This window comes from Acidovorax sp. Root568, from assembly GCF_001427445.1.
GTDB lineage: Bacteria > Pseudomonadota > Gammaproteobacteria > Burkholderiales > Burkholderiaceae_C > Acidovorax > Acidovorax delafieldii.
The window spans coordinates 317,567-337,805 of sequence record NZ_LMGP01000001.1 but is presented as its reverse complement, the minus strand read 5'-3'; the positions used below and the strand labels follow the sequence as shown (position 1 = coordinate 337,805).

The window sequence follows — 20,239 nt, the reverse complement described above, 5'->3', positions numbered from 1 at the left end:
GGAGAATCCGCGCTTTGCGTTTTCTCCTTTCTCGCTGAGACCTCTATGACCGAAGCCACCACCCCCAACACCCCCGCCCAGCCGCCCCTGCCCGACCACCTGTCGGTCAACCCCCGCAGCCCGCACCATGTGGCCGCCGTGTTCGAGCACGACATCGGCATCCGCCTGAACGGCAAGGAGCGTTTTGATGTGGAGGAATACTGCATCAGCGAAGGCTGGGTGAAGGTGCCCGCCGGCAAGACGGTGGACCGCAAGGGCCAGCCGCTGCTCATCAAGATCAAGGGCACGGTCGAAGCTTTTTACAAGTGACCGCTGCACGGGCGGCCGCGCCGCTCGCCCCTGGTGCCTGGGTGATCCACTGCGACGGCAGTGCCTGGCCCAACCCGGGGCGCATGGGCCTGGGGGCCGTGCTGACCGGCCCCGACGGGACCGTGCGGCACCAGATCTCCGAAGCCACCACCTTTACCGGCTGCAACAACGAGGCCGAGTTGCGCGCGCTGATGTTGGCGCTGCAGTGGCTCGCGCAGCAGGGCATTGCCACATCAACCCAAGTGCACGTGTTCAGCGACAACAGCGTGCTGGTGCAGCAGCTGGGCGGCCATCCCACGGCACCGATCGCGCGGCTGGCAACGCTGTTTGAAGAAGCACGCCAGGCACTGCGGCAGTTCCCACAAGCCCAGGTCCAGTGGATTCCCCGCCACCGCAATGGCGCGGCCGATACGCTGGCCCGCGCCGCCCTGGGGCTGGCACCCAAGGCCGCCACGCCGCAAGGCCAGACCATCAAAAAGCGCCGCCGGCGCTGAGCCCCCCGCCCGGCACACGCCGTCAGGCCGGGTCGAGCCCTGCAGCCGCACGGTAGGCCTGGATGCGCGGCAGCACCGCCTGGCGACGGGCGATGCTTTGCGCAGGCCACAACCCTTCGCGTTCGTAATATTCCGCCACGGCGGGTATCCCCGGCGGCAGCACCACCCAGGGCTGTTTGGAGGCCGTGAAGATATGGATGTCGGGCGGCAGGTGATCGGGCGCATCCAGCGTGCCCACGCGCACAAACGCCATGACGGGCCCCGCGCCTGCGTAGTGGCTCCAGACTGCCACCTGGCAGCGCGGGCAACGCGCGATCTGCTGGCCCAGGCCACTTTCTGACGGGGTGTGCACCATCGACGGGGTGCCTGCGAGCAGCTCCACGCGGTCGGCCTCGATCATCGCGTTCAGCGCAAAGGCCGCGCCGCTTTCGCGCTGGCACCAGCGGCAGTGGCAGCAGTGCACAAACAGTGGGGGAGCCAACAGGCGGTAGCGCACATGGCGGCAGGTGCAGCCGCCTTCCAGCGGGTATTCAGGGGCAGGGTGGGGCATGAGGGTGGTGTCCTTGCAGCGGGGTGAGGGTGGGCACAACACCGGCCTTCAGCCGCAGGCGCGGGCCAGCAGCAGCGCCTTTTCCTGCGCGTTGCGGGTGAGGCTGGCCGCGCGCTCGAACTCGGCCCGCGCTTCAGCCCCCCGGCCCAGCTTGGCCAGCAGATCGCCGCGCACGCTGGGCAGCCAGTGGTAGTGGCGCAGCAGGGGGTCGTCGGCCAGGGCATCGACCAGCGCCAGCGCGGCTGCGGGCCCTTCGGCCATGCCCACGGCCACAGCGCGGTTGAGCGCTACGACGGGCGAGGGCGCCACCTGCAGCAATGCGTCGTACAGCGCCACGATGTGGGGCCAGTCCGTGTCTTGCGCCTGCCGGGCGCGTGCGTGGCAGGCCGCGATGGCGCCCTGCAATGCATACGGCCCCCAGGGTTTGCCGGTGCGCGCGAGCTGCTCGGCCTTGTCCAGGGCGGCCAGGCCCCGGCGCACCAGGAGGTGGTCCCAGCGCGCGCGGTCCTGGTCCATGAGCAGCACGGGCTGGCCTTGTGCATCAGTGCGTGCGGGCAGGCGCGAGGCCTGGATTTCGAGCAGGGCCACCAGGCCTTGCACCTCGGGCTCGTCGGGCGCCAGGCTGGCCAGCACCCGCACCAGGCGCTGGGCTTCGCCACACAGCGCGGGGCGCATCCAGTCGTCGCCCGCGGTGGCGGCATAGCCTTCGTTGAAGATGAGGTAGATCACCTCCAGCACCGAGGCCAGGCGCGGCGCGCGCTCGGCCGCGCCGGGCACTTCAAACGGCACCTGCGCGGCCGTGAGGCTGCGCTTGGCACGCACGATGCGCTGGGCCACGGTGGGCTCGGGCACCAGGAAGGCGCGCGCGATCTCGGCCGTGGTGAGGCCGCCCAGCAGCCGCAGCGTGAGCGCCACCCGCGCCTCGGTGGGCAGCACGGGGTGGCAGGCGGTGAAGATGAGGCGCAGCAGGTCGTCGCCAATGTCGTCCTGCTCGGCGTGCATCAGGGTGTCCACCACATCGGGCGCGTATTGCGCTTCGAGCGCTTCGAGGTCATGGCCCAGGACCTCGTGCTCGCGCTGGTGCAGCGCCTGCTGGCGCAGGTGGTCGATGGCGCGGCGCTTGGCGGTCGTCATGAGCCACGCGGCCGGGTTGGCGGGCAGGCCGTCTTTGGGCCAATGCTCCAGCGCTGCCACCAGGGCGTCTTGCGCCAGTTCCTCGGCCCGGCCCACGTCGCGCGTCATGCGCGCCACGCTGGCGATGATGCGCGCGGCCTCGATGCGCCACACCGAGTCGATGCTGCGGTGCAGGGCATCGCGGTCGGGCAGGGCAGAGTGGTTCACGCGATCAAAAGGTGTGAATGAATCCGGCGCATTCATTCACACGTTCTCAGCCCAGCGCCTTGCTGGCATCCACCATGTGCACAAACTCCCAGGTGTGGCCATCGAGGTCGTCAAAGCTGCGCGAGTACATGAAGCCCAGGTCTTGCGCCGGGCGGGGTGTGGTGCCGCCTGCGGCCACGGCCTTGTCCACCAGCGCATCGACCTCTTCGCGACTGCTGCACGAGAAGCACACCAGCACCTCCGACGTGGTACGTGCGTCGGCAATCGTTTTGTCGGTGAAGGTTTGATAGAAGCTCTTGACCAGCAGCATCACGAAGAGGTTCTCGCCCACCACCAGGCAGGCGCCCTGGTCGTTGGTGAACTGGGGGTTGAACTCGTAGCCCAGGGCGCGGAAGAACGCCTGCGAGCGGGCCATGTTCTCGATGGGCAGGTTCACAAAAATCTGTTGGTGCATGACGGGCTCCTGAAGGGTGAGGACGGTAATGGGAAACGGAGGGTTTGGCAAAGGTGGAGGGGCGGTGGACAACATTCACGTTGCGGGCTTCTGGGCCACAGCCTGCAGGTTGGCCAGGCCATCCTCAAAGTCCTGCCCCACCATGCGGTCCATGTTGAACACCAGGTGGGCGATCTTGGCCAGGTAGGGCACGGGGCCCTGCATGGCCCAGGTGACGCGGGTGGCCTCTGTGCCTTCGGGCTGCAGGGTGAATTCCACCTGGTTGTGGGCTTCAAAGGGCTTCACAAAGTCGAGCTTCATGCCCACGCGGCGGGGCGCAGTGGCCTCGACGATCTCCATGCTGCCCACGCCCACCTTCTCGCTCTGCCAGGCGTAGCGAGCACCGGGGCCGCTGGTGGCGGCGCTGTACTGGCCCTGGATGGCCGGGTCTTTGCGTTCATACGGGTTCCAGGTGTTGAACTGGCGCAGGTCGTGGATGAGCCCGTACACCCGCTCGGGCGGCGCCGCAATCACGCGGCTGCGCTCCACGCGGAAGGTGTCGGGGCGGGTGGCGGCAAACGCCAGCAGCAGCGCCAGGGCCGCCAGCAGCACGAGGGCGATGGTCTTGATCATGGGGATGTTGTCCTTCACGCTGGGCATCAGCCGCGCAGGGCTTCGAGGTCGCGGAACTGTTCGACGCCATCCACCCCGGCAAAGTCTTCCATTTCGTAGAGCTGGCGCACTTCGATCTCGGCATCCAGGCCCTCGCCGCGTGGATTGGGAAAACGGCGGGTCCATTCCAGCGCCTCGTCGCGGCTGCGCACCTGGATGAGTGTGTAGCCCGCGATCAGCTCCTTGGTCTCGGTGAACGGGCCGTCGGTGACGGTGCGGGTGCCACTGGCGCCGTAGCCCACGCGCCAGCCTTTGGAGGAGGGCTGCAGGCCACTGGCGTCCAGCAGCACGCCGGCCCGCGCGAGTTCTTCGTGGTAGCGGGCCATCGCAGTCATCAGGGCTGCGGTCGGCTGGCAGCCCTGCTCGGATTCGGCGGTGGCCTGGATGATGATCATGAAGCGCATGGGGTTCTCCTCAGGGTAGTAAAAATGCGGAAGCGCCGACGGTCCTTGCCAGGTGCTTCACAGTGACGACGAATGGGAGCGTCCGAAATCGACATCCGGATGTGCAAGCCCGGGCGAAACGAGGGTTAACACCTATCCCGACCGGTTGGCGCGCGGGGTGGGCGAGGGGCCGCCATAGGGAGACTACTGAGCGCCCGCACTGGGTTTTGCAACCCCTGGTCGATACAATTTGTAAAGACTGATTCATCGATCCCGGGACTTCGCCCCGCATCCTTCCGCCCGCCCGCCAGCGAGGTCCCCACGGGGGGACAACCGCCAGCCACACGCAGTGCCTTTGCCATGAAACGAGGATCGACCTATCGACAGCGGCCATACCGCCCATGGGTGGTATTGGGGCTGTGCGCTGGCATGGCGGCAGCCCACGCGCAGTCCGACATCGCCGCCATGGCCGACCTGCCGCTGGAGCAGCTCATGCAGATGCAGGTCACCACGGCCAGCCGGTATGCACAGACGGCCCTGGAGGCCCCGGCGGCCGTGAGCGTGGTGACCGCCGATGACATCCAGCTGTTTGGCTACCGCACGCTGGCCGATGTGCTGGCCAGCATGCGCGGGCTGTACGTGTCCTACGACCGCAGCTACCACTATCTGGGCACACGGGGTTTTGCCACGCCGGGCGACTACAACACGCGGGTGCTGCTGCTGGTCAACGGCGTACGCTTCAACGACAACCTCTACGACCAGGCGAGCATCGGCACGGACTTTCCCATCGACCTGGACCTGGTGGAACGGGTGGAATTTGTGCCTGGCCCCGGGTCGGCGGTGTATGGGGCCAATGCGTTTTTTGGCGTGGTCAATGTCATCACCTGCGATGGTCGCCAGCTGGGCGGGCCCCAGGTGAGCACCGAGGCCGGCAGCCATGGCTACGCCAAGCTGCGGTTTTCGGTAGGCGCCGTCGATGCGCAGGGAGGCGACTGGCTGATCGCGGCCACACGCTCCACCGCACGCGGGGCCGACCAGTACTACCCCGCGTTCGATGCGCCTGCCAGCCACCAGGGCGTGGCGCACGGCCTGGACTATGACCGCAGCACCCAGCTGTTCGCACGCATGCGACGCGATGGGCTGACGCTGACCCTGGCCCACGGCGAGCGCACCAAGGGCATCCCGACTGCAGCGTTCTCGCAGGTTTTCAACGACCCGCGCTCGCGGTACATCGACACCAGCACGCGCGTGGCCGCCGAATACACCGCGCAATGGCAGCCGACGCTGGCCTTCACTGCGCGCCTGCACGCAGGGCGCTATCAGTACGTGGGCGACTACGTGTACGACTACCCGCCCGTGACGGTGAACCGCGACGTCGGCACCGGCCAGTGGTGGGGCACCGAATGGCAATGGGTGAGCACGGCCTTGGCGCGGCACAAGCTGTCGTGGGGGCTGGACTACCGGCGCGACACCCGCATCGCTCAGCGCAATGACGACCTGGACCCGCCCGCGCAGTACCTTGACACACGCCGCAACGGCAATGTGCTGGGCGTCTATGTACAGGATGAGTTTGCACTGCGCCCCGACCTCACGCTGCACGCCGGCCTGCGCTGGGGGCAGCAGTCGGGCAGCGCAGGCGCCCTGCACCCCCGCCTGGGGCTGGTGTACTGGTGGGACGCGGCCACCGCTGTCAAGCTGCTGCACGGCACGGCCTACCGTCCAGCCAACGCCTATGAACGCGACTACCGCGTGAACCTGCCCGGCGGCGTGGTGGACACCACCAGCATCCGGTCCGAGCGTGTGCGCACCACCGAACTGGCCGTGGAGCATGCCCCGACCGGGGCCACGCGCCTGCTGCTGACGGCGTTCCGGTCGGGGGTGAGCGACCTGATCTCGCTGGACAGCCTGGGCCACTCGGACCGGCTCACCTTCAACAACACCCGCACCGTCAAAGTGCATGGCCTGGAGGCCGAGGCCGAACAACGCTGGGCGGGCGGGCGGCGCCTGCGCGTGGCCTATGGGTGGCAAAAGGCACGGGACCCGTCAACGGACGGAGCGCTGACCAACTCGCCCCGGCACCTGCTCAAGCTCCAGTGGTCCGACGTATTGCACACGCCTGCGAACTGGGGCTGGAACCCGGGCCGCTACGCCATCGAGGCCATCGGCATCGGCCCGCGCAACACCGTGCTCAACGCCCGCCTGCCCGGGCATGTGCTGACCCATCTGACCTATTCCACGCGCATCGCGGATGTGGATGTATCGCTGGGGGTGTACAACCTGTTCAACCGCCGCTACGCAGACCCCGCTTCGTTCGAGGTGCGGGAAGATGCGATCCGGCAGGACGGGCGTACCTACCGCATCAAGCTGACGTACGCGTTCTGAGCCATGGCCTATTTCCTGCGATTGCGCACGCTGCTGGCGATCTGCCTGTGGACGGTGTGTGGCGTGGGCACCAGTGCAGCCCGTGCCAACGAGCCCGTGGCAGACCTGGACCTCAAGGCCGCCTACATCTTCAACTTCATCCAGTTCATCGACTGGCCCGACAGCGATGGCGCGCCCGGCAATGACGTCACGGTGTGCGTGTCTGCCTTCAGCCCGCTCAAGCGCGCCCTGACTGCGCTCGATGGCAAACAGGCCACCAAGGGCCGCACCGTGCGCGTGCGGTTGCTGGATCTGCCGGCGATTCGTGGCTGCCGCGTGCTCATCATCCACAACGCCGAAGTGGAGCCTGTTCTGCGACTGCTGCGTACCCTGCCGCCGTCCCACGGCATCCTCACCGTGTCGGATGAAATCACCTTTGTGAATCCCGAAATCGTCATCGCACTGGCCCAACAGGAAGGGCGTGTGGTGTTCGGCATCAGCCCCGACGCCGCCAACAAGGCCGGCCTCATCATCAGCTCACGGCTGCTGCGGCTGGCCAGGGGAGGCCGGTGAAAACACGCCCCGCTGAAGCCGACACCGCAGCGCCCGCAAGCCCGGCGACACATGCCCTGCTGTCATCGCGCCTGGTGGTCACCGGCATCCTGGCCGCAGGCCTGGCGCTGCTGACCGTGGTGCTGGCGCTCACCGGCGTGGACTACTGGAGCACCCGCGCGTCCATGCTGCAAGACAGCCGGGTGGAAGCCGCCATCGTGGCCGACAACATCTCTGCGGCCGTGGTGTTCCGCGACACCAGCACCGCCAACGAAATGCTGGGCGCGCTGCGGTCATCGTCCATGGTGATCAGCGCCACGGTGTACGACAAGGATGGCGTGCTGTTTGCGCATTACGCACGCGACCGCGACCCGGACTTTCCCACCACGCTGCGTGCCACGGGACTGGACGGCGCCGCAGAGCGTGCTGGCTGGCGCATGCTCGAGATCGCCCGGCCCATCGAGGCGTCTGGCACCACCTGGGGCACGCTGTACATCCGCAAGTCGATGGCGGCGGTGTACATGCGGCTGGGCATCCGGTTTGGCACCGCCTTGTTGATCGCCATTTGCGTGATGGCCATGGCCACCGCCATGGTGCTGCGCAGCCGCGCTGCTGTGCGCGAGGCCGAGAACCGCTTGCACGCGCTGGCCCACACCGACGCCGTCACCGGCACGGGCAACCGGCACGCGTTCAACGAGCGGCTGGCCGCCGAGCTGCAGGGCGCACGCGGTGCGGGCTACCGGGTGGCACTGGTGTACATCGACCTGGACAACTTCAAGACACTCAACGACACCTTCGGCCATGCGGCGGGGGACGGCCTGTTGCGCCAGGTGGCCCGGCGCCTGCAATCCGTGGTGCGCAGCACCGACACCATCTCGCGCCTGGGGGGCGACGAGTTTGCGTTGATCCTGCGGCTGGACATGGATGACGCGGCGCTGGAGAAATACGCGCAGCGCATCGTCAGCGTCTTCCAGGCCGCTTACACCGAGGTCGGCCAGCAGGTCAACGTGACCTGCAGCGCAGGCATTGCCACGTTTCCCGACGATGCGATGGACATGGACGCGCTGGTGAGCAACGCCGACACCGCCATGTACCGCGCCAAGGAGATGGGCAAGAACCGCTGCGTGCGGTTTGATGCGTCGATGAACCTGGCCGTGGTGCGGCGCCAGGCCATTGAACAGGCGCTGCGTGCCGAGCTGGAGCAGGGCACCGGTTTGGCGCTGCACTACCAGCCCCTGTTTGCCGCCAGCGACCGGGCCCTGGTCGGCGCCGAGGCCTTGCTGCGGTGGACGCATGCGGAGCTGGGCTCCGTGTCGCCGCTCGAAGCCGTGTCGGTGGCCGAGGACTGCGGACTCATTGCCCCGCTGGGCTACTGGGTGATGCGCACCGCCTGCCGCGACGCCGCGCAGTGGAAAGGGGGCCCGCCCCTGCGCGTGGCCGTGAACATCTCGGCACGGCAGCTGGGTGACCCACAGTTTCTGGAACGCGTGATGGACATCCTGCGCGAAGAGGGCCTGCCCGCGCACCTGCTGGAAATCGAGTTGACCGAAACCGTGCTGATGGAAAACATGGAGGCCGGCGCCCACACGCTGCACCGGTTGAGCCAGCTGGGCATTCACCTGGCCATCGATGACTTTGGCACCGGCTACTCGTCACTGGCATACCTGCGCCAGTTGCCCATGCGGCGCCTGAAGATCGACCGCAGCTTTGTCAAAGACCTGCCGGGGCAGGAGCACAGCCGTGCCATCGTCACCGCCATCGTGGCGCTGGCGCATGGCCTGGGGCTGCAGGTGACCGCTGAGGGCGTGGAAACCCAGGAGCAGGCCGACTACCTGGTGCGGCAAGGCTGTGATGTGCTGCAGGGCTATGTGTTTGCACGCCCCATGCCTGCGCCGCAGTTTCTGGCGCTGCAGGCAGGCGCTTTGGCTTGATTCAATCCACCGCGCCGTGATAGCAGGGCGCCAGTTCGCGCACCTCCACGGTGGCCCACTCGGCGGCCGGGCATTCGCGGGCAATGGCAACGGCCTCATCGCGCGTGGCGCAGTCGATCAGAAAGAAGCCGCCCACCATTTCCTTGGTCTCGGCAAACGGCCCGTCGGTCAGGCAGGTCTGCCCTTCGCGCACCTGCAGCCGCACGGCCTGCTCGGTCGAGGCCAGCGACTCGCTGGCGCGCAACAGGCCCCGGGCCTGCAGACCGGCACCAAAACGCTGCATGCGGGCATAGGCCTCCTGGCCACCGGCCAGGCCCCGCTCGGCACGCTGGCCGTGGGGTTCCATGATGAGCAACAGGTAAGGCATGGGATCTCCTGAATCGGGGCCAATCGTGCCAGCCGCCATGGGCAGTGGCAGAGCTGGGGGCATTCAAGGGCGTCATGCTACCAGCCTCATTTGCTACATATTTGATAGCTAATTAGGCATATACAACAAGCGCCATAGCAGATTTCATGCAAATGGTTGCGCACCGCAGCATCACTGTGCTATCTTTGGCTTCCTATGCAACGCAGCATGTTCCTATCCACCCTATCGCTAGGCCTAGTGCCTGGCCGGGGTCTGCCTGCGTTCGCCACCGTTGCCGTTTCGCGCAACACCTGATCTCCCCCTGACCCCGGCCCGCGAACCAGCCTTTGCACACGCAAAGGGCTGCAGGGGATGTCATTCGTTTTGATTTCTTTCGATTCCGATTGACCCGTGCACCGTGCCTGATTGGCACACCGCACACACCGTTCGTGGAGCCCCTCATGATTGCCAAGCCCGCCACCAAATACCAACCCATCGCCCCCATTGCGCTCGGCGACCGCCAATGGCCCAACCGCAGCATCACCCAGGCGCCCGTGTGGCTCTCCACCGACCTGCGCGATGGCAACCAGGCCTTGTTCGAGCCCATGAACGGCGAGCGCAAGATGAAGCTCTTTCACGAGCTGGTGCGCATCGGCTTCAAGGAGATCGAAGTCGGCTTTCCGGCCGCGTCGCAAATCGATTTCGACTTTGTGCGCCGCCTCATCGACGAAAACCTCATCCCCGACGACGTGACCATCATGGTGATGACCCAGTCGCGCGAGGACCTGATCGCACGCACCGTGGAGGCCGTGAAAGGCGCACCCCGCGCCATCGTCCACTTGTACAACGCCACCGCGCCCGCGTGGCGCCGCATCGTTTTTGGCATGAACGTGACGCAGGTGATGCAGCTCATCGCGCACCATGTGGGCTACCTCAAGCAGCTCACCGACGCCCAGCCCGAAACGCAGTGGACCCTGCAGTACTCGCCAGAAACCTTCAGTGCCACCGAGCTCAGCGTGTCGCTCAAGGCCTGCCAGACGGCGGTTGCCGCATGGAACGCCGGCCCCGGCCGCTCCATCATCATCAACCTGCCCACCACCGTGGAAAACGCCACGCCCAACGTGTTTGCCGACCAGATCGAGTGGATGGATCGCCACTTGTCGCCACGCGAGCACATCGTCTTGTCGGTGCACCCGCACAACGACCGGGGCACAGGCGTGGCGGCGGCCGAGTTGGCCATGATGGCCGGTGCCGACCGTGTGGAAGGCTGCCTCTTTGGCAACGGTGAGCGCTGCGGCAACGTGGACATCGTGACCTTGGCGCTCAACATGTACACGCAGGGCGTGCATCCGAACCTTGACTTCTCGGACATCACCTCGGTCGCGCGCATTGCCGAAGAATGCACCTCGCTGCCCGTGCATCCACGCCACCCGTATGCGGGCGACCTGGTGTTCACCGCGTTCTCGGGCTCGCACCAGGACGCGATCAAGAAGGGCTTTGCCGCGCAAGACCCGAACGCCTTGTGGGAGGTGCCCTATTTGCCCATCGACCCGGCGGACCTGGGCCGCACCTACGACAGCGTGATCCGGGTGAACAGCCAGTCTGGCAAGGGCGGCATCGCGTTCTTGCTCGAACGTGAACATGGCGTGGTGATGCCGCGCCGCATGCAGGTGGAGTTCAGCGCCGTGGTGCAGCGCCAGACGGACGCGAGCGAAAGCGAGATGACGGGCGATGCGTTGTGGAGCCTGTTCCAGGCCACTTACCTGCAGGCCCCCGTACACCCCACAGTACAGGCCGCCATCACCTGCCACAGCCACCGCATCGATGAAGACGGCCAGGGCATCGAGCTGGACGTGACCATCGACGGCACGCGCCAGACCCTGCGCGGCCAGGGCAACGGACCCATTGCCGCGACGGTGGACGCGCTCGGCCTGCCACTGCGGGTGGACCACTACGAGGAACGCGCCACCGGCACGGGCGCCAACGCGCAGGCGATGGCGATTGTGGAAGCAGCCATGGACGGCGTGGCAGGTTCCACCTTTGGGGCAGGCGCCAGCCACAACATCGTGACTGCCTCGGTGCAAGCGATTGTGAGCGTGGCCAACCGGTTGATGGCGCGGCGGCCTGCGTTGCATCCAGAAGCAACGTCCCTGGCCGAGTGACCGAAACCCGCATGGAAATTCTTACCGCATCGACCCGGGATGCGCCCGCCATCAGCGCACTTGCGTTGTCGGTGGCGCACTTCTTCACGCTGGACAAAGACGGGCGTGGTGCGGAGGCGTTTTTACAGACCCTGCGGCCGGAGGCGGTGGCGCTACGGCTGCAGAGTCCATCGTTCAAGACCTGGGTGGGGTGGACACGCAACAACGCCTTGGCGGGCGTCGTGGTGGTGCGGGAGGACAGCCACCTGTTCCATCTGTTTGTGGCCGAGGCTTTCCAGGGACTTGGCTACGGGCAGCAACTGTGGCAACACGCCCTGTCCCATATCGCTACCGGCCCTGCACCGGGCATCACAGTCAACGCGACACCCTATGCCCGGGGCTTCTATGAACGCATGGGTTTTTTGGCAACGGGTCCCAGGGTAGAGACCCACGGGGTTGCATTCATTCCGATGCGGCGCGCCAGCGATGCATCCAGCATGGCGTACAAACAGGCCGCAGGGAATACCCCGTTCTGACGGGGATCGACAGGGGGTTTTCTCAGGCACTGCCAGCGGCCTGTGCAAGGCTTGGCGCGCAAAGACCTTGGGAAGCCTGGGTAAAGTGCAGGGAGCTGTGCAAGTCCAGTAACCTCGGGCCCATGCGCGCCTTTCACAGCTTGAGCCTTGCTGCCTGCACCGCCGCCCTGCTGGTGCTGGCCGGTTGCAGTACATCGCGGCCTCCGTCCCCCTCGTCGCCACCGCAGGCTTCCACACGCACGGCGCCGCCGCTCACGCCGGAGCAGGCACACGACATCGCCATCCACGCGCTGGGCCTGGTGGGCACGCCGTATCGCTACGGCGGCAACACCCCGGACTCGGGCTTTGATTGCAGCGGCCTGATCGGCTATGTGTACCGCAACCAGGTGGGTACACCACCGCCGCGCACGGTGGCCCAGCTCAACACCTGGGGTTATCCCATCGACGGCAGCGAGCTGCGTGCCGGCGACCTGGTGGTGTTTGGCACGGGCCGCCAGCCCAGCCACGCTGGCATCTATGTGGGCGAAGGGCGGTTCGTGCATGCGCCGTCCACCGGCGGCACGGTGCGGCTGGACCACCTGCAGTCGCGCCACTGGGCGCGGCAGAATGCGGCGTTCCGCAGGCCGTAGCAGCTCCCCCTGAGTCGCCTTCGGCGCCTTCCCCCTGAGGGGGACGACGCACTCGCTGCGGGGCGGCCCTTGCTCTGCGTCACTCGCCTGGGCCGCGCCAGTCGTTCAGGATGCGCGCGGGATGGGCTGTCGCAAGGAAGCCCACCGCGCCGCGCGACAATCGGGGCCACCATGACCCACGCACACCGCTCCGCCACCCCCATCTCCACCCACGACACCACCCGCATTGATGACACGCGCATCAAGGCCGTGCGCCCGCTGATCACACCGGCGCTGCTGCAGGAATGGCTGCCCACGCCCGATGCGGCGCTGACCCTGGTCGAATCCAGCCGCGCTGCCATTTCGCGCATCCTGCATGGGCAGGACGACCGGCTGATCGTGGTGGTGGGGCCTTGCTCCATCCACGACCATGGCCAGGCCATGGACTATGCGCGCCAGCTGAAAGCACAGGCCGATGCACTGCAGGACGACCTGCTCATCGTGATGCGGGTGTACTTTGAAAAGCCGCGCACCACTGTGGGCTGGAAGGGCTACATCAACGACCCGCATCTCGATGGCAGCTTTGCCATCAACGAGGGGCTCGAGCTGGCCCGCCAGCTGCTGCTGGACGTGCTGGCACTGGGCCTGCCCGTGGGCACCGAGTTCCTGGACCTGCTCTCGCCGCAGTTCATCAGCGACCTGGTGAGCTGGGGCGCCATCGGCGCGCGCACGACCGAGAGCCAGAGTCACCGGCAGCTGGCCAGCGGCCTGTCGTGCCCCGTGGGTTTCAAGAACGGCACCGATGGTGGCGTGAAGGTGGCGAGCGATGCCATTCTGGCGGCCAGCGCCGCGCACGCCTTCATGGGCATGACCAAGATGGGCCAGGCCGCGATCTTTGAAACGCGCGGCAACCAGGACTGCCACGTAATCCTGCGCGGCGGCAAGCAGCCCAACTACAGCACCGCCGATGTGGATGCGACCTGCGCCGTGCTCAAGGCCGCCGGCCTGCGCGAGCAGGTGATGATTGACGTGAGCCACGCCAACAGCAGCAAGCAGCACCAGCGCCAGATCACCGTGGCGGCAGAAGTGGCACAGCAGATTGCCGCAGGCGACGCACGCATCACCGGCCTGATGATCGAGAGCCACCTGCAGGAAGGCCGCCAGGACATCGTGCCCGGCCAGCCGCTGGCGCATGGCGTGTCGGTGACGGATGCCTGCATCAGCATGGCGCAAACCGTGCCGGTCCTTGAAGGACTGGCAGCAGCAGTGCGGGCGCGGCGCCAGAAGGCCTGACGCATCCGACGCACCTTGTGCTCGGCTGGCACGCCTGGCGTCAGGCTGCGCTATGAGCCCTGGGGCGGCCTCGCGGCCCCCATGTCGATGTTGCGCGCCGTGGCCAGCAGCGTAGCGCACAGCCGCTGCTGGCCGGCGGCATCCACTGCCCACACGTCGGCGGCACAGACGGTGAGCAGGCGCCCCGCATCCACCACGCGGCCCCGCGCCCGCAGGCACTCGCCCTGGGCAGGGGCCACAATTTTCAAGGTGGTGTCCACCGTGGCATTGGTCCAGCCAGGTGGCAACACGCTGCCTGCTGCCGCCACCGCCGCAAAGTCGGCCACCGCAAACACGGCCGTGGCCTGCAACTGGCCGGGGCGAAAGCTGAAGGCCTCGCTCACCGGTATCTCCACCTCCACCCGGCCGGGCTCGGCATGGACAAAGCGCAGCCCCAGCGTGCGGGCCATGGGCATGGCCAGAACCATGCCTTTCAAGGCTTCCATCGTGGCTTGGGGAGGGTGGGACTCGGTATCGCTGGACTGGGGTGTCGGTGGAACAGTCATGGTGGTTGTCTCCTGGTGAGGGGGTTGTGCGAGGGCTAGGGCTTGCGGGCTGCTGGGCCGCGCACACGCGGCCAGGGTCTGGCGGGCGTGGCGGCTGTGCCCGAGCGGGTTTGCCGTGCCACAGATGGCGACCGTGACGGCTGCTGGCGCAACGGGTTGCGCAACCAGGCCTGGTGCGCCTGCACGGTGGATTTTTGGGACTGCTGCGCAGCGATCTGCTGGTCGATCGCGTCCACACGCGCCTGCAAGGCCTGCACCATGTCGTCAATGCCGAGGGTGCCGGCGCGGTATTCATCCAGGCGAAGGGCAATCTGCGGCAGGCTGAAGCCCAGCTGGCGGGACATGGCGATGAACACCACCTCGCGCCGCATGCGGGCCGGATAGTCGCGGTAGCCGTTGGCCCGGCGGTCGGGGTGGATGAGCCCCAGCCGCTCGTAGTGGCGCAGCGCGTGGACGGACACCGAGGCCTGTTGCGCGAGTTCGGAAATCTGCATGGGGCCACGTTAGCAAGCCTCGTGCTGCGCGAAGGTTGCCTGGGTGACTGCCCGAGGTCAAAACACTGTGTTTTTTGGGACAAACCCCCATAGGCGCACGTCGCAAGCAAGGTCTGTGCGGTGTAGCATTGACCCTCTTTGCCACAGTGCCTGTGGCGCTGTGGTCCCATGCGCGCGTTGCGGCAGCATTGCACGCACCCACCTATTGCCCGATTGCCTTGCCGAAGTTGCTCCGCCCCACTCCTGATGGCCTAGTCGCACTGACCAGGCTGGATGGGTGCGCGCGCAGCGGTGCCACGGTGGATTGACCATGCCACCAGCGCAAGCCACCGCAGAAGCCGCCCGGCTCCAGGCACTGCAGTCTTACGCGATCCTCGACACCCCGACGGAAGACAGCTTTGACCAGCTGGCCACGCTGGCTGCGCGTGTATGCCAGTGCCCCATGGCGGTGGTCAACTTCGTGGACAGCGACCGGCAATGGTTCAAGGCCGCAGTGGGTGTACCTTTCAAGGAGACCGAACGCGCGATTGCGTTCTGCGCGCATGCACTGAGCGGCAGCCGCGAGCCCATGGTAGTCAACGACACCCACAAGCACCCGGTTTTTGCCCACAACCCGCTGGTCACGCAGGACCCCCATGTGCGCTTTTACGCCTGTGTGCCGCTGGTCACCCCAGAGGGGCAGGCGCTGGGCACGCTGGCGGTGCTGGACTCCATTCCCCGGCACATCGAGGCCGAGCAGCTGGAGGGCCTGCGCATACTGGCCGAGCAGGCCATGGTGCAGCTGGAGCTGCGCCGCCAAAAGCAGGTGCTGGCCGACCTGGTGCAGCAGCGCGACAAGATGCATGCCGAACTGCTGGCCCAGAGCGAGACTCTGCGCGTGGCCGGGCAGATGGCCCGCATTGGCGGCTGGATCGTGGAGCTGCCCAGCCTGCAGCTGAACTGGTCGCAGGAGATCGCCGCCGCCTTCGGCATTGCGGGACGCATGGGCTCGGTGGAACAGATCATGGAGCTGTACCTGCCCCCGCACCGGCAGGCCATGCAGGCAGCGTTTGAGAGTTGCATCCGCCACGGCACACCGTTTGACCTGGAGGCCGAACTTGTCACACCGGCGGGTCGTCACTTCTGGGTGCGCACCACCGGGCAGGCGGTGCGCGACGCCGAGGGCCGCATCGTGCGGATTCAGGGGGCGTTTCAGGACATTTCGGCCCAGCACCAGGCCCGGCAGGCCCGCCGTGAAAGCGAAGAGCGCTTTCACCTGGTCTCGCGCGCCACGGCCGACGCGGTGTGGGACTGGAACCTGCACACCGATGCCATGTGGTGGAACGAAGGCATGCAGACCCTGTTCGGTGTGCCACTCGACCAGTTGCCGCCCGACAGCACCTCGTGGACCTTGCGACTGCACCCCGATGACAGCGAAGAAGTGCTCGACGGCATCCATGCCGCCATCGACGGCACGGCCAACCACTGGTCGGACGAATACCGCTTTCGCCGCCAGGACGGCAGCTATGCCTGGGTGCTGGACCGGGGCTTCCTGATCCGCGACCTGCAGGGCAAGGCCGTGCGCATGGTGGGCGGCATGACCGACATCAGCGCGCAAAAGCTGGCCGACCTGGACGCCCAGCGCGACGCACAGAACCATGCCGAGCTGCTGCAGGTGCAGCAGCGCATTTCGTCGCTGGACATGCCGCTGCCCGAGGTGCTGCAGCTGGTGGCCAGCACCGTGCTGCGCCAGACCGAAGCGCGCGGCGCCATGGTGGAGCTGCTGCAAGGCCGCCAGCTGGTGGCGCAGGCGTCAGCCGGCGACCACGTGCGCCCAGTGGGCAACCCGCTGGCAGTGGACCAGAGCCTGCTCTGGCCCGCACTCAGCAAGGGCCAGACCGTGGTGTGCAACGACACCGAGGCAGAGGGCTGGGACATGGCTTCAATGCCCCACCGCCACGGCGTGCGGTCGGTCATGGCGGTGCCGCTGCGCAGTGGCGACGCCATCGTCGGGTCGCTCAAGGTCACATCGGACAAGGTCAATGCATTTTCGCGCCGCGATGTGGCGCACCTGGAGATCCTGACCGAGTCGCTGGGTGCCATGGTGCAGTTGCGGCATGTGGCGGGGCAGCTGCATGCGTCCGAGCAGCAATACCGCATGCTGTTTGACGAGCACCCGCACCCCATGTGGGTGTACGACCGTGAAACCCTGCAGCTGCAGGCCGTGAACCGGTCGATGGAACGCCACTATGGCTACACCGAGTCCGAGCTGCTGACCATGTCGATGCTGGACCTGTGGCCGGCCGACCGGCGCCCCAACGTCGAGGCCAACATCCGCGCCGTTCCGATGGAACAGCGCAACGCGCCGGTCATCAGCCGCCACATCAAGAAGGATGGCAGCTTCATGGATGTGGAGATCACGGCGGGCAGCATCAGCTTCAACGGGCGCCCGGCCCGCCAGGTGCTGGCCACCGACGTGACCGAACGCCTGCGCACCGAGCGCGAGCTGGCGCGCATGGGCCGTGCCCAGCGCCTGCTGAGCGCATGCAACGAAACCCTGGTGCGCGCCACGTCCGAGGCCACACTGCTGCAGGCCATCTGCCAGATTGCGGTGGACATCGGTGGCTACCGCATGGGCTGGGTGGGGTTTGCGCTGGACGACGAGCGCAAATCCATCCGCCCGGTGGCCCATGCGGGCTACAACCAGAACTACCTGGAAAACCTGCAACTGAGCTGGTCGGCCGACGACCCCTATGGCCGGGGCCCGGCGGGCATTGCGGTGCGCACCGGCCAGCCGGTGATCGTGCAGGACATCCGCACCGAAGGCGACTTTGCCGACTGGACCGAGCGCATGCTGGAGCATGGCTTTCACGGGGTGATATGCCTGCCGCTGCGCGAGCATGCGCGCGACCACGCACAGGACCGCAGTTTTGGCCTGTTGTACCTGTACGCACCCGACGTGTTGCAGATCAGCCCCGAAGAAGCCGCGCTGCTGCAGGAGCTGTCCAACGACCTGGCCATCGGCATCACCAGCCTGCGCGCGCACAAGGCGCAGCAGCGGCTGCAGGCTTCGGTGCTCAAGGTGGCGGCGGCCGTGTCGGCCAGCACCGGCACCGAATTTTTTGTGCAGCTGGTGCGCAACATGGCCGATGCGCTGGATGCCCAGGGCGGCTGCGTGGTGCGGCTGCTGCCGCATTCGCAAGACCAGGCGCCCCGGGTGGTCACGCTGGCGGCTGTGCTTGACGGCCAGATGCTACCCAACGACGAATACAGCCTGACCGGCACGCCCAGCCTGTTGCTGATGTCGCAGCGTACCCATGTGGTGACCGACAAGGTGCAACAGCTGTACCCCGAAGCCCCCGTGCTGCGCGCGGTGGGTGCCCAGGCCTATGTGGGCCAGCAGCTGTGCAATGCCGACGGCGAGGTGGTGGGCATCGTCTTTGTGCTGTTCCGCCACGCGATTGCCGACACGGACTTCATCACCTCCACGCTGCAGATCTTTGCCTCGCGCGCGTCGGCCGAGATCGAGCGGCAGCTGGCCGATATCCGCATCCGCCACCAGGCCTCGCTGCTGGACAAGGCCCAGGACGCTATCCTGGTGCGGGACCTGGACCACCGCATCATCTTCTGGAACAAGAGCGCAGAGCGTCTGTACGGCTGGTCGCAGCTGCAGGCGCTGGGGCAGTCCATCGAGACGCTGCTCTACGAAGACCCCACGCACTTCCGGCACGCCACGCAGACGGTGCTGGAGCAGGGCGAGTGGACCGGCGAGATCGTACAGCGCCACCGCGATGGCAGCACCATCGAGGTGGAAGGCCGCTGGACGCTGGTGCGGGGCGATGACGGCCAGCCACAGTCCATCCTGGCCATCAACACCGATATCCGCCAGCGCAAGGCCAGCGAGCGCGAGATCCAGCGCCTGGCGTTCTACGATGCGCTCACCGGCCTGCCCAACCGCATGCTGCTCATGGACCGCATGCACCAGGCCCTGGCCACCGCGCAGCGGCGCCAGCAGGGCGGGGCGTTGCTGTTCATTGACCTCGACAACTTCAAGACCCTGAACGACACCCTGGGCCACGACCAGGGCGACCTGCTGCTGCAACAGGTGGCGCAGCGCCTGAACACCTGCGTGCGCAGCGTGGACACGGTGGCCCGGCTGGGGGGTGACGAGTTTGTGGTCATGCTGGAAGAACTCAGCCCCAAGCCGCACGAGCTCGCGCTGCACGCCCGGGGCGTGGGTGAAAAGATCCTGGCCATGCTGGCCGTGCCCTATGCGCTGCAGGGCTACCAGTACCGCAGCACGCCCAGCATCGGCATTGCGCCGTTCACCGGCGAACACACCACAGTGGGCGAGCTGCTCAAACAGGCCGACCTGGCCATGTACCAGGCCAAGACGGCCGGCCGCAACACTTTGCGCTTTTTTGACCCCGACATGCAGGCCGTGGTCACGGCGCGCGCGGGGCTGGAAACCGACCTGCGCTCCGCGCTGATGCAGGAAGAGTTCCTGCTGCACTTTCAGCCGCAAATCCACCAGTCGGGCCGCTGTGTGGGGGTGGAGGCGCTGGTGCGCTGGGCCCACCCGCAGCGCGGCATGGTGTCGCCCGCGCAGTTCATCCCGCTCGCTGAAGAGACGGGCCTCATCCTGCCGCTGGGCCGCTGGGTGTTACACACCGCATGCAAGCTGCTGGCCAGCTGGCAGAGCGACCCGGCCCTGTCGCACCTGACCATGGCCGTCAACGTGAGTTCGCGCCAGTTCCGCCATGCCAGTTTTGTGGACGACGTGGCCCGCGTACTCGCCATCACCGGCGCGCCCTCGGCCCAGCTCAAGCTGGAGCTGACCGAAAGCCTGCTGGTGGAAGACATGGAGACCACCATCGCCACCATGACCGCGCTGCGGTCGTACGGGGTGGGCTTCTCGCTGGACGACTTTGGCACGGGCTACTCCAGCCTGAGCTACTTGAAGCGCATGCCACTCGATCAGCTCAAGATCGACCAGAGCTTTGTGCGCGACCTGCTGACTGACCCCAACGACGCTGCGATCGTGGACACCATCATCGGCTTGTCGCGCAGCCTGGGGCTGGAAGTGATCGCCGAAGGCGTGGAAACCCCCGAGCAATGCGCGCTGCTGGCCCGCGCGGGCTGCCAGCTCTACCAGGGCTACCTGTTCAGCAAGGCGCTGTCGGTGGACGTTCTGGACAGCTTCCTGCGCACCTCGCAGGCATAAGCGGCGCCCGCCAGGTGTTCCTGGCTCTTGTCCACATCCAAGGCGCC

The 20,239-nt window shown here is 66.9% G+C and carries 18 protein-coding genes; 10 read left to right on the top strand and 8 right to left on the bottom strand.

The features are described from left to right. The first annotated feature begins 45 nt into the window (after positions 1-45). Together ASD75_RS01540 and ASD75_RS01535 are read left to right on the top strand one after the other, a co-directional pair. Positions 46-309, top strand: a complete 264-nt coding sequence (locus ASD75_RS01540) for a DUF3297 family protein (protein ID WP_056742544.1) — start codon at positions 46-48, stop codon at positions 307-309. Beyond that, on the top strand, positions 306-803 hold the full coding sequence (locus tag ASD75_RS01535) for a ribonuclease HI family protein (RefSeq protein ID WP_082564842.1): 498 nt from the start codon (positions 306-308) through the stop codon (positions 801-803). Before ASD75_RS01540 ends, ASD75_RS01535 begins: the two co-directional genes overlap by 4 nt. 22 nt (positions 804-825) lie before the next feature. Here the strand turns inward: ASD75_RS01535 and ASD75_RS01530 are convergent, their stop codons facing one another. The 5 genes from ASD75_RS01530 to ASD75_RS01510 form a co-directional block, all read right to left on the bottom strand. Further along, positions 826-1,353, bottom strand: a complete 528-nt coding sequence (locus ASD75_RS01530; protein ID WP_056742542.1) for a GFA family protein — start codon at positions 1,351-1,353, stop codon at positions 826-828. A gap of 48 nt (positions 1,354-1,401) precedes the next feature. Then, positions 1,402-2,694 (bottom strand): RNA polymerase sigma factor, encoded by a 1,293-nt coding sequence (locus ASD75_RS01525; protein WP_162251072.1) that lies wholly within the window; start codon positions 2,692-2,694, stop codon positions 1,402-1,404. A 46-nt stretch (positions 2,695-2,740) separates the two neighbouring features. Beyond that, entirely contained in the window at positions 2,741-3,148 is a 408-nt protein-coding gene (locus ASD75_RS01520; protein ID WP_056056889.1) for a VOC family protein, read from the bottom strand. A 75-nt stretch (positions 3,149-3,223) separates the two neighbouring features. Next, a complete protein-coding gene (locus ASD75_RS01515; protein WP_056743173.1) occupies positions 3,224-3,760 on the bottom strand; it encodes an SRPBCC family protein in 537 nt (178 codons plus the stop codon). Positions 3,761-3,786: 26 nt separating this feature from the next. Continuing rightward, a complete protein-coding gene (locus ASD75_RS01510) occupies positions 3,787-4,203 on the bottom strand; it encodes a YciI family protein (protein ID WP_056742540.1) in 417 nt (138 codons plus the stop codon). Positions 4,204-4,611: 408 nt separating this feature from the next. Here ASD75_RS01510 and ASD75_RS01505 point away from each other — a divergent pair, with 408 nt between their 5' ends. Genes ASD75_RS01505 through ASD75_RS01495 form a run of 3 tightly spaced genes read left to right on the top strand, consistent with a single transcriptional unit; the run spans position 4,612 to position 9,026 of the window. Further along, positions 4,612-6,564, top strand: a complete 1,953-nt coding sequence (locus ASD75_RS01505; protein WP_056742538.1) for a TonB-dependent siderophore receptor — start codon at positions 4,612-4,614, stop codon at positions 6,562-6,564. A gap of 3 nt (positions 6,565-6,567) precedes the next feature. Continuing rightward, positions 6,568-7,116, top strand: coding sequence for a YfiR family protein (locus ASD75_RS01500; protein ID WP_056742536.1), 549 nt, complete (start codon positions 6,568-6,570; stop codon positions 7,114-7,116). Continuing rightward, on the top strand, positions 7,113-9,026 hold the full coding sequence (locus tag ASD75_RS01495) for a bifunctional diguanylate cyclase/phosphodiesterase (protein WP_056742534.1): 1,914 nt from the start codon (positions 7,113-7,115) through the stop codon (positions 9,024-9,026). Before ASD75_RS01500 ends, ASD75_RS01495 begins: the two co-directional genes overlap by 4 nt. Before the next feature lies 1 nt (position 9,027). On the opposite strand, the gene ASD75_RS01490 is transcribed toward ASD75_RS01495, so the two are convergent. Then, complete coding sequence (locus ASD75_RS01490) at positions 9,028-9,393, bottom strand: YciI family protein (protein ID WP_056742532.1); 366 nt, start codon at positions 9,391-9,393, stop codon at positions 9,028-9,030. Positions 9,394-9,833: 440 nt separating this feature from the next. Here ASD75_RS01490 and leuA point away from each other — a divergent pair, with 440 nt between their 5' ends. From leuA to ASD75_RS01470, 4 genes are all read left to right on the top strand, one after another. Continuing rightward, positions 9,834-11,534: a 2-isopropylmalate synthase gene (gene leuA / locus ASD75_RS01485; RefSeq protein WP_056742530.1), complete on the top strand. Its 1,701-nt coding sequence runs from the start codon at positions 9,834-9,836 to the stop codon at positions 11,532-11,534. Positions 11,535-11,545: 11 nt separating this feature from the next. Beyond that, positions 11,546-12,049, top strand: coding sequence for a GNAT family N-acetyltransferase (locus ASD75_RS01480; RefSeq protein WP_056742528.1), 504 nt, complete (start codon positions 11,546-11,548; stop codon positions 12,047-12,049). A gap of 122 nt (positions 12,050-12,171) precedes the next feature. After that, positions 12,172-12,678, top strand: coding sequence for a C40 family peptidase (locus ASD75_RS01475; protein ID WP_056742526.1), 507 nt, complete (start codon positions 12,172-12,174; stop codon positions 12,676-12,678). 171 nt (positions 12,679-12,849) lie between these two features. Further along, the gene (locus ASD75_RS01470; protein WP_056742520.1) at positions 12,850-13,950 is read left to right on the top strand and encodes a 3-deoxy-7-phosphoheptulonate synthase; all 1,101 of its coding nucleotides are present in this window, start codon (positions 12,850-12,852) and stop codon (positions 13,948-13,950) included. Positions 13,951-14,000: 50 nt separating this feature from the next. Here the strand turns inward: ASD75_RS01470 and ASD75_RS01465 are convergent, their stop codons facing one another. Both ASD75_RS01465 and ASD75_RS01460 read right to left on the bottom strand, forming a co-directional pair. Then, the gene (locus ASD75_RS01465) at positions 14,001-14,435 is read right to left on the bottom strand and encodes a PaaI family thioesterase (protein ID WP_056742519.1); all 435 of its coding nucleotides are present in this window, start codon (positions 14,433-14,435) and stop codon (positions 14,001-14,003) included. 95 nt (positions 14,436-14,530) lie between these two features. Further along, the gene (locus ASD75_RS01460) at positions 14,531-14,989 is read right to left on the bottom strand and encodes a MerR family DNA-binding transcriptional regulator (RefSeq protein ID WP_056742516.1); all 459 of its coding nucleotides are present in this window, start codon (positions 14,987-14,989) and stop codon (positions 14,531-14,533) included. Positions 14,990-15,299: 310 nt separating this feature from the next. On the opposite strand from ASD75_RS01460, the gene ASD75_RS01455 reads away from it, so the two are divergent. Further along, a complete protein-coding gene (locus ASD75_RS01455; protein ID WP_056742514.1) occupies positions 15,300-20,192 on the top strand; it encodes an EAL domain-containing protein in 4,893 nt (1,630 codons plus the stop codon). Positions 20,193-20,239 lie beyond the last annotated feature (47 nt).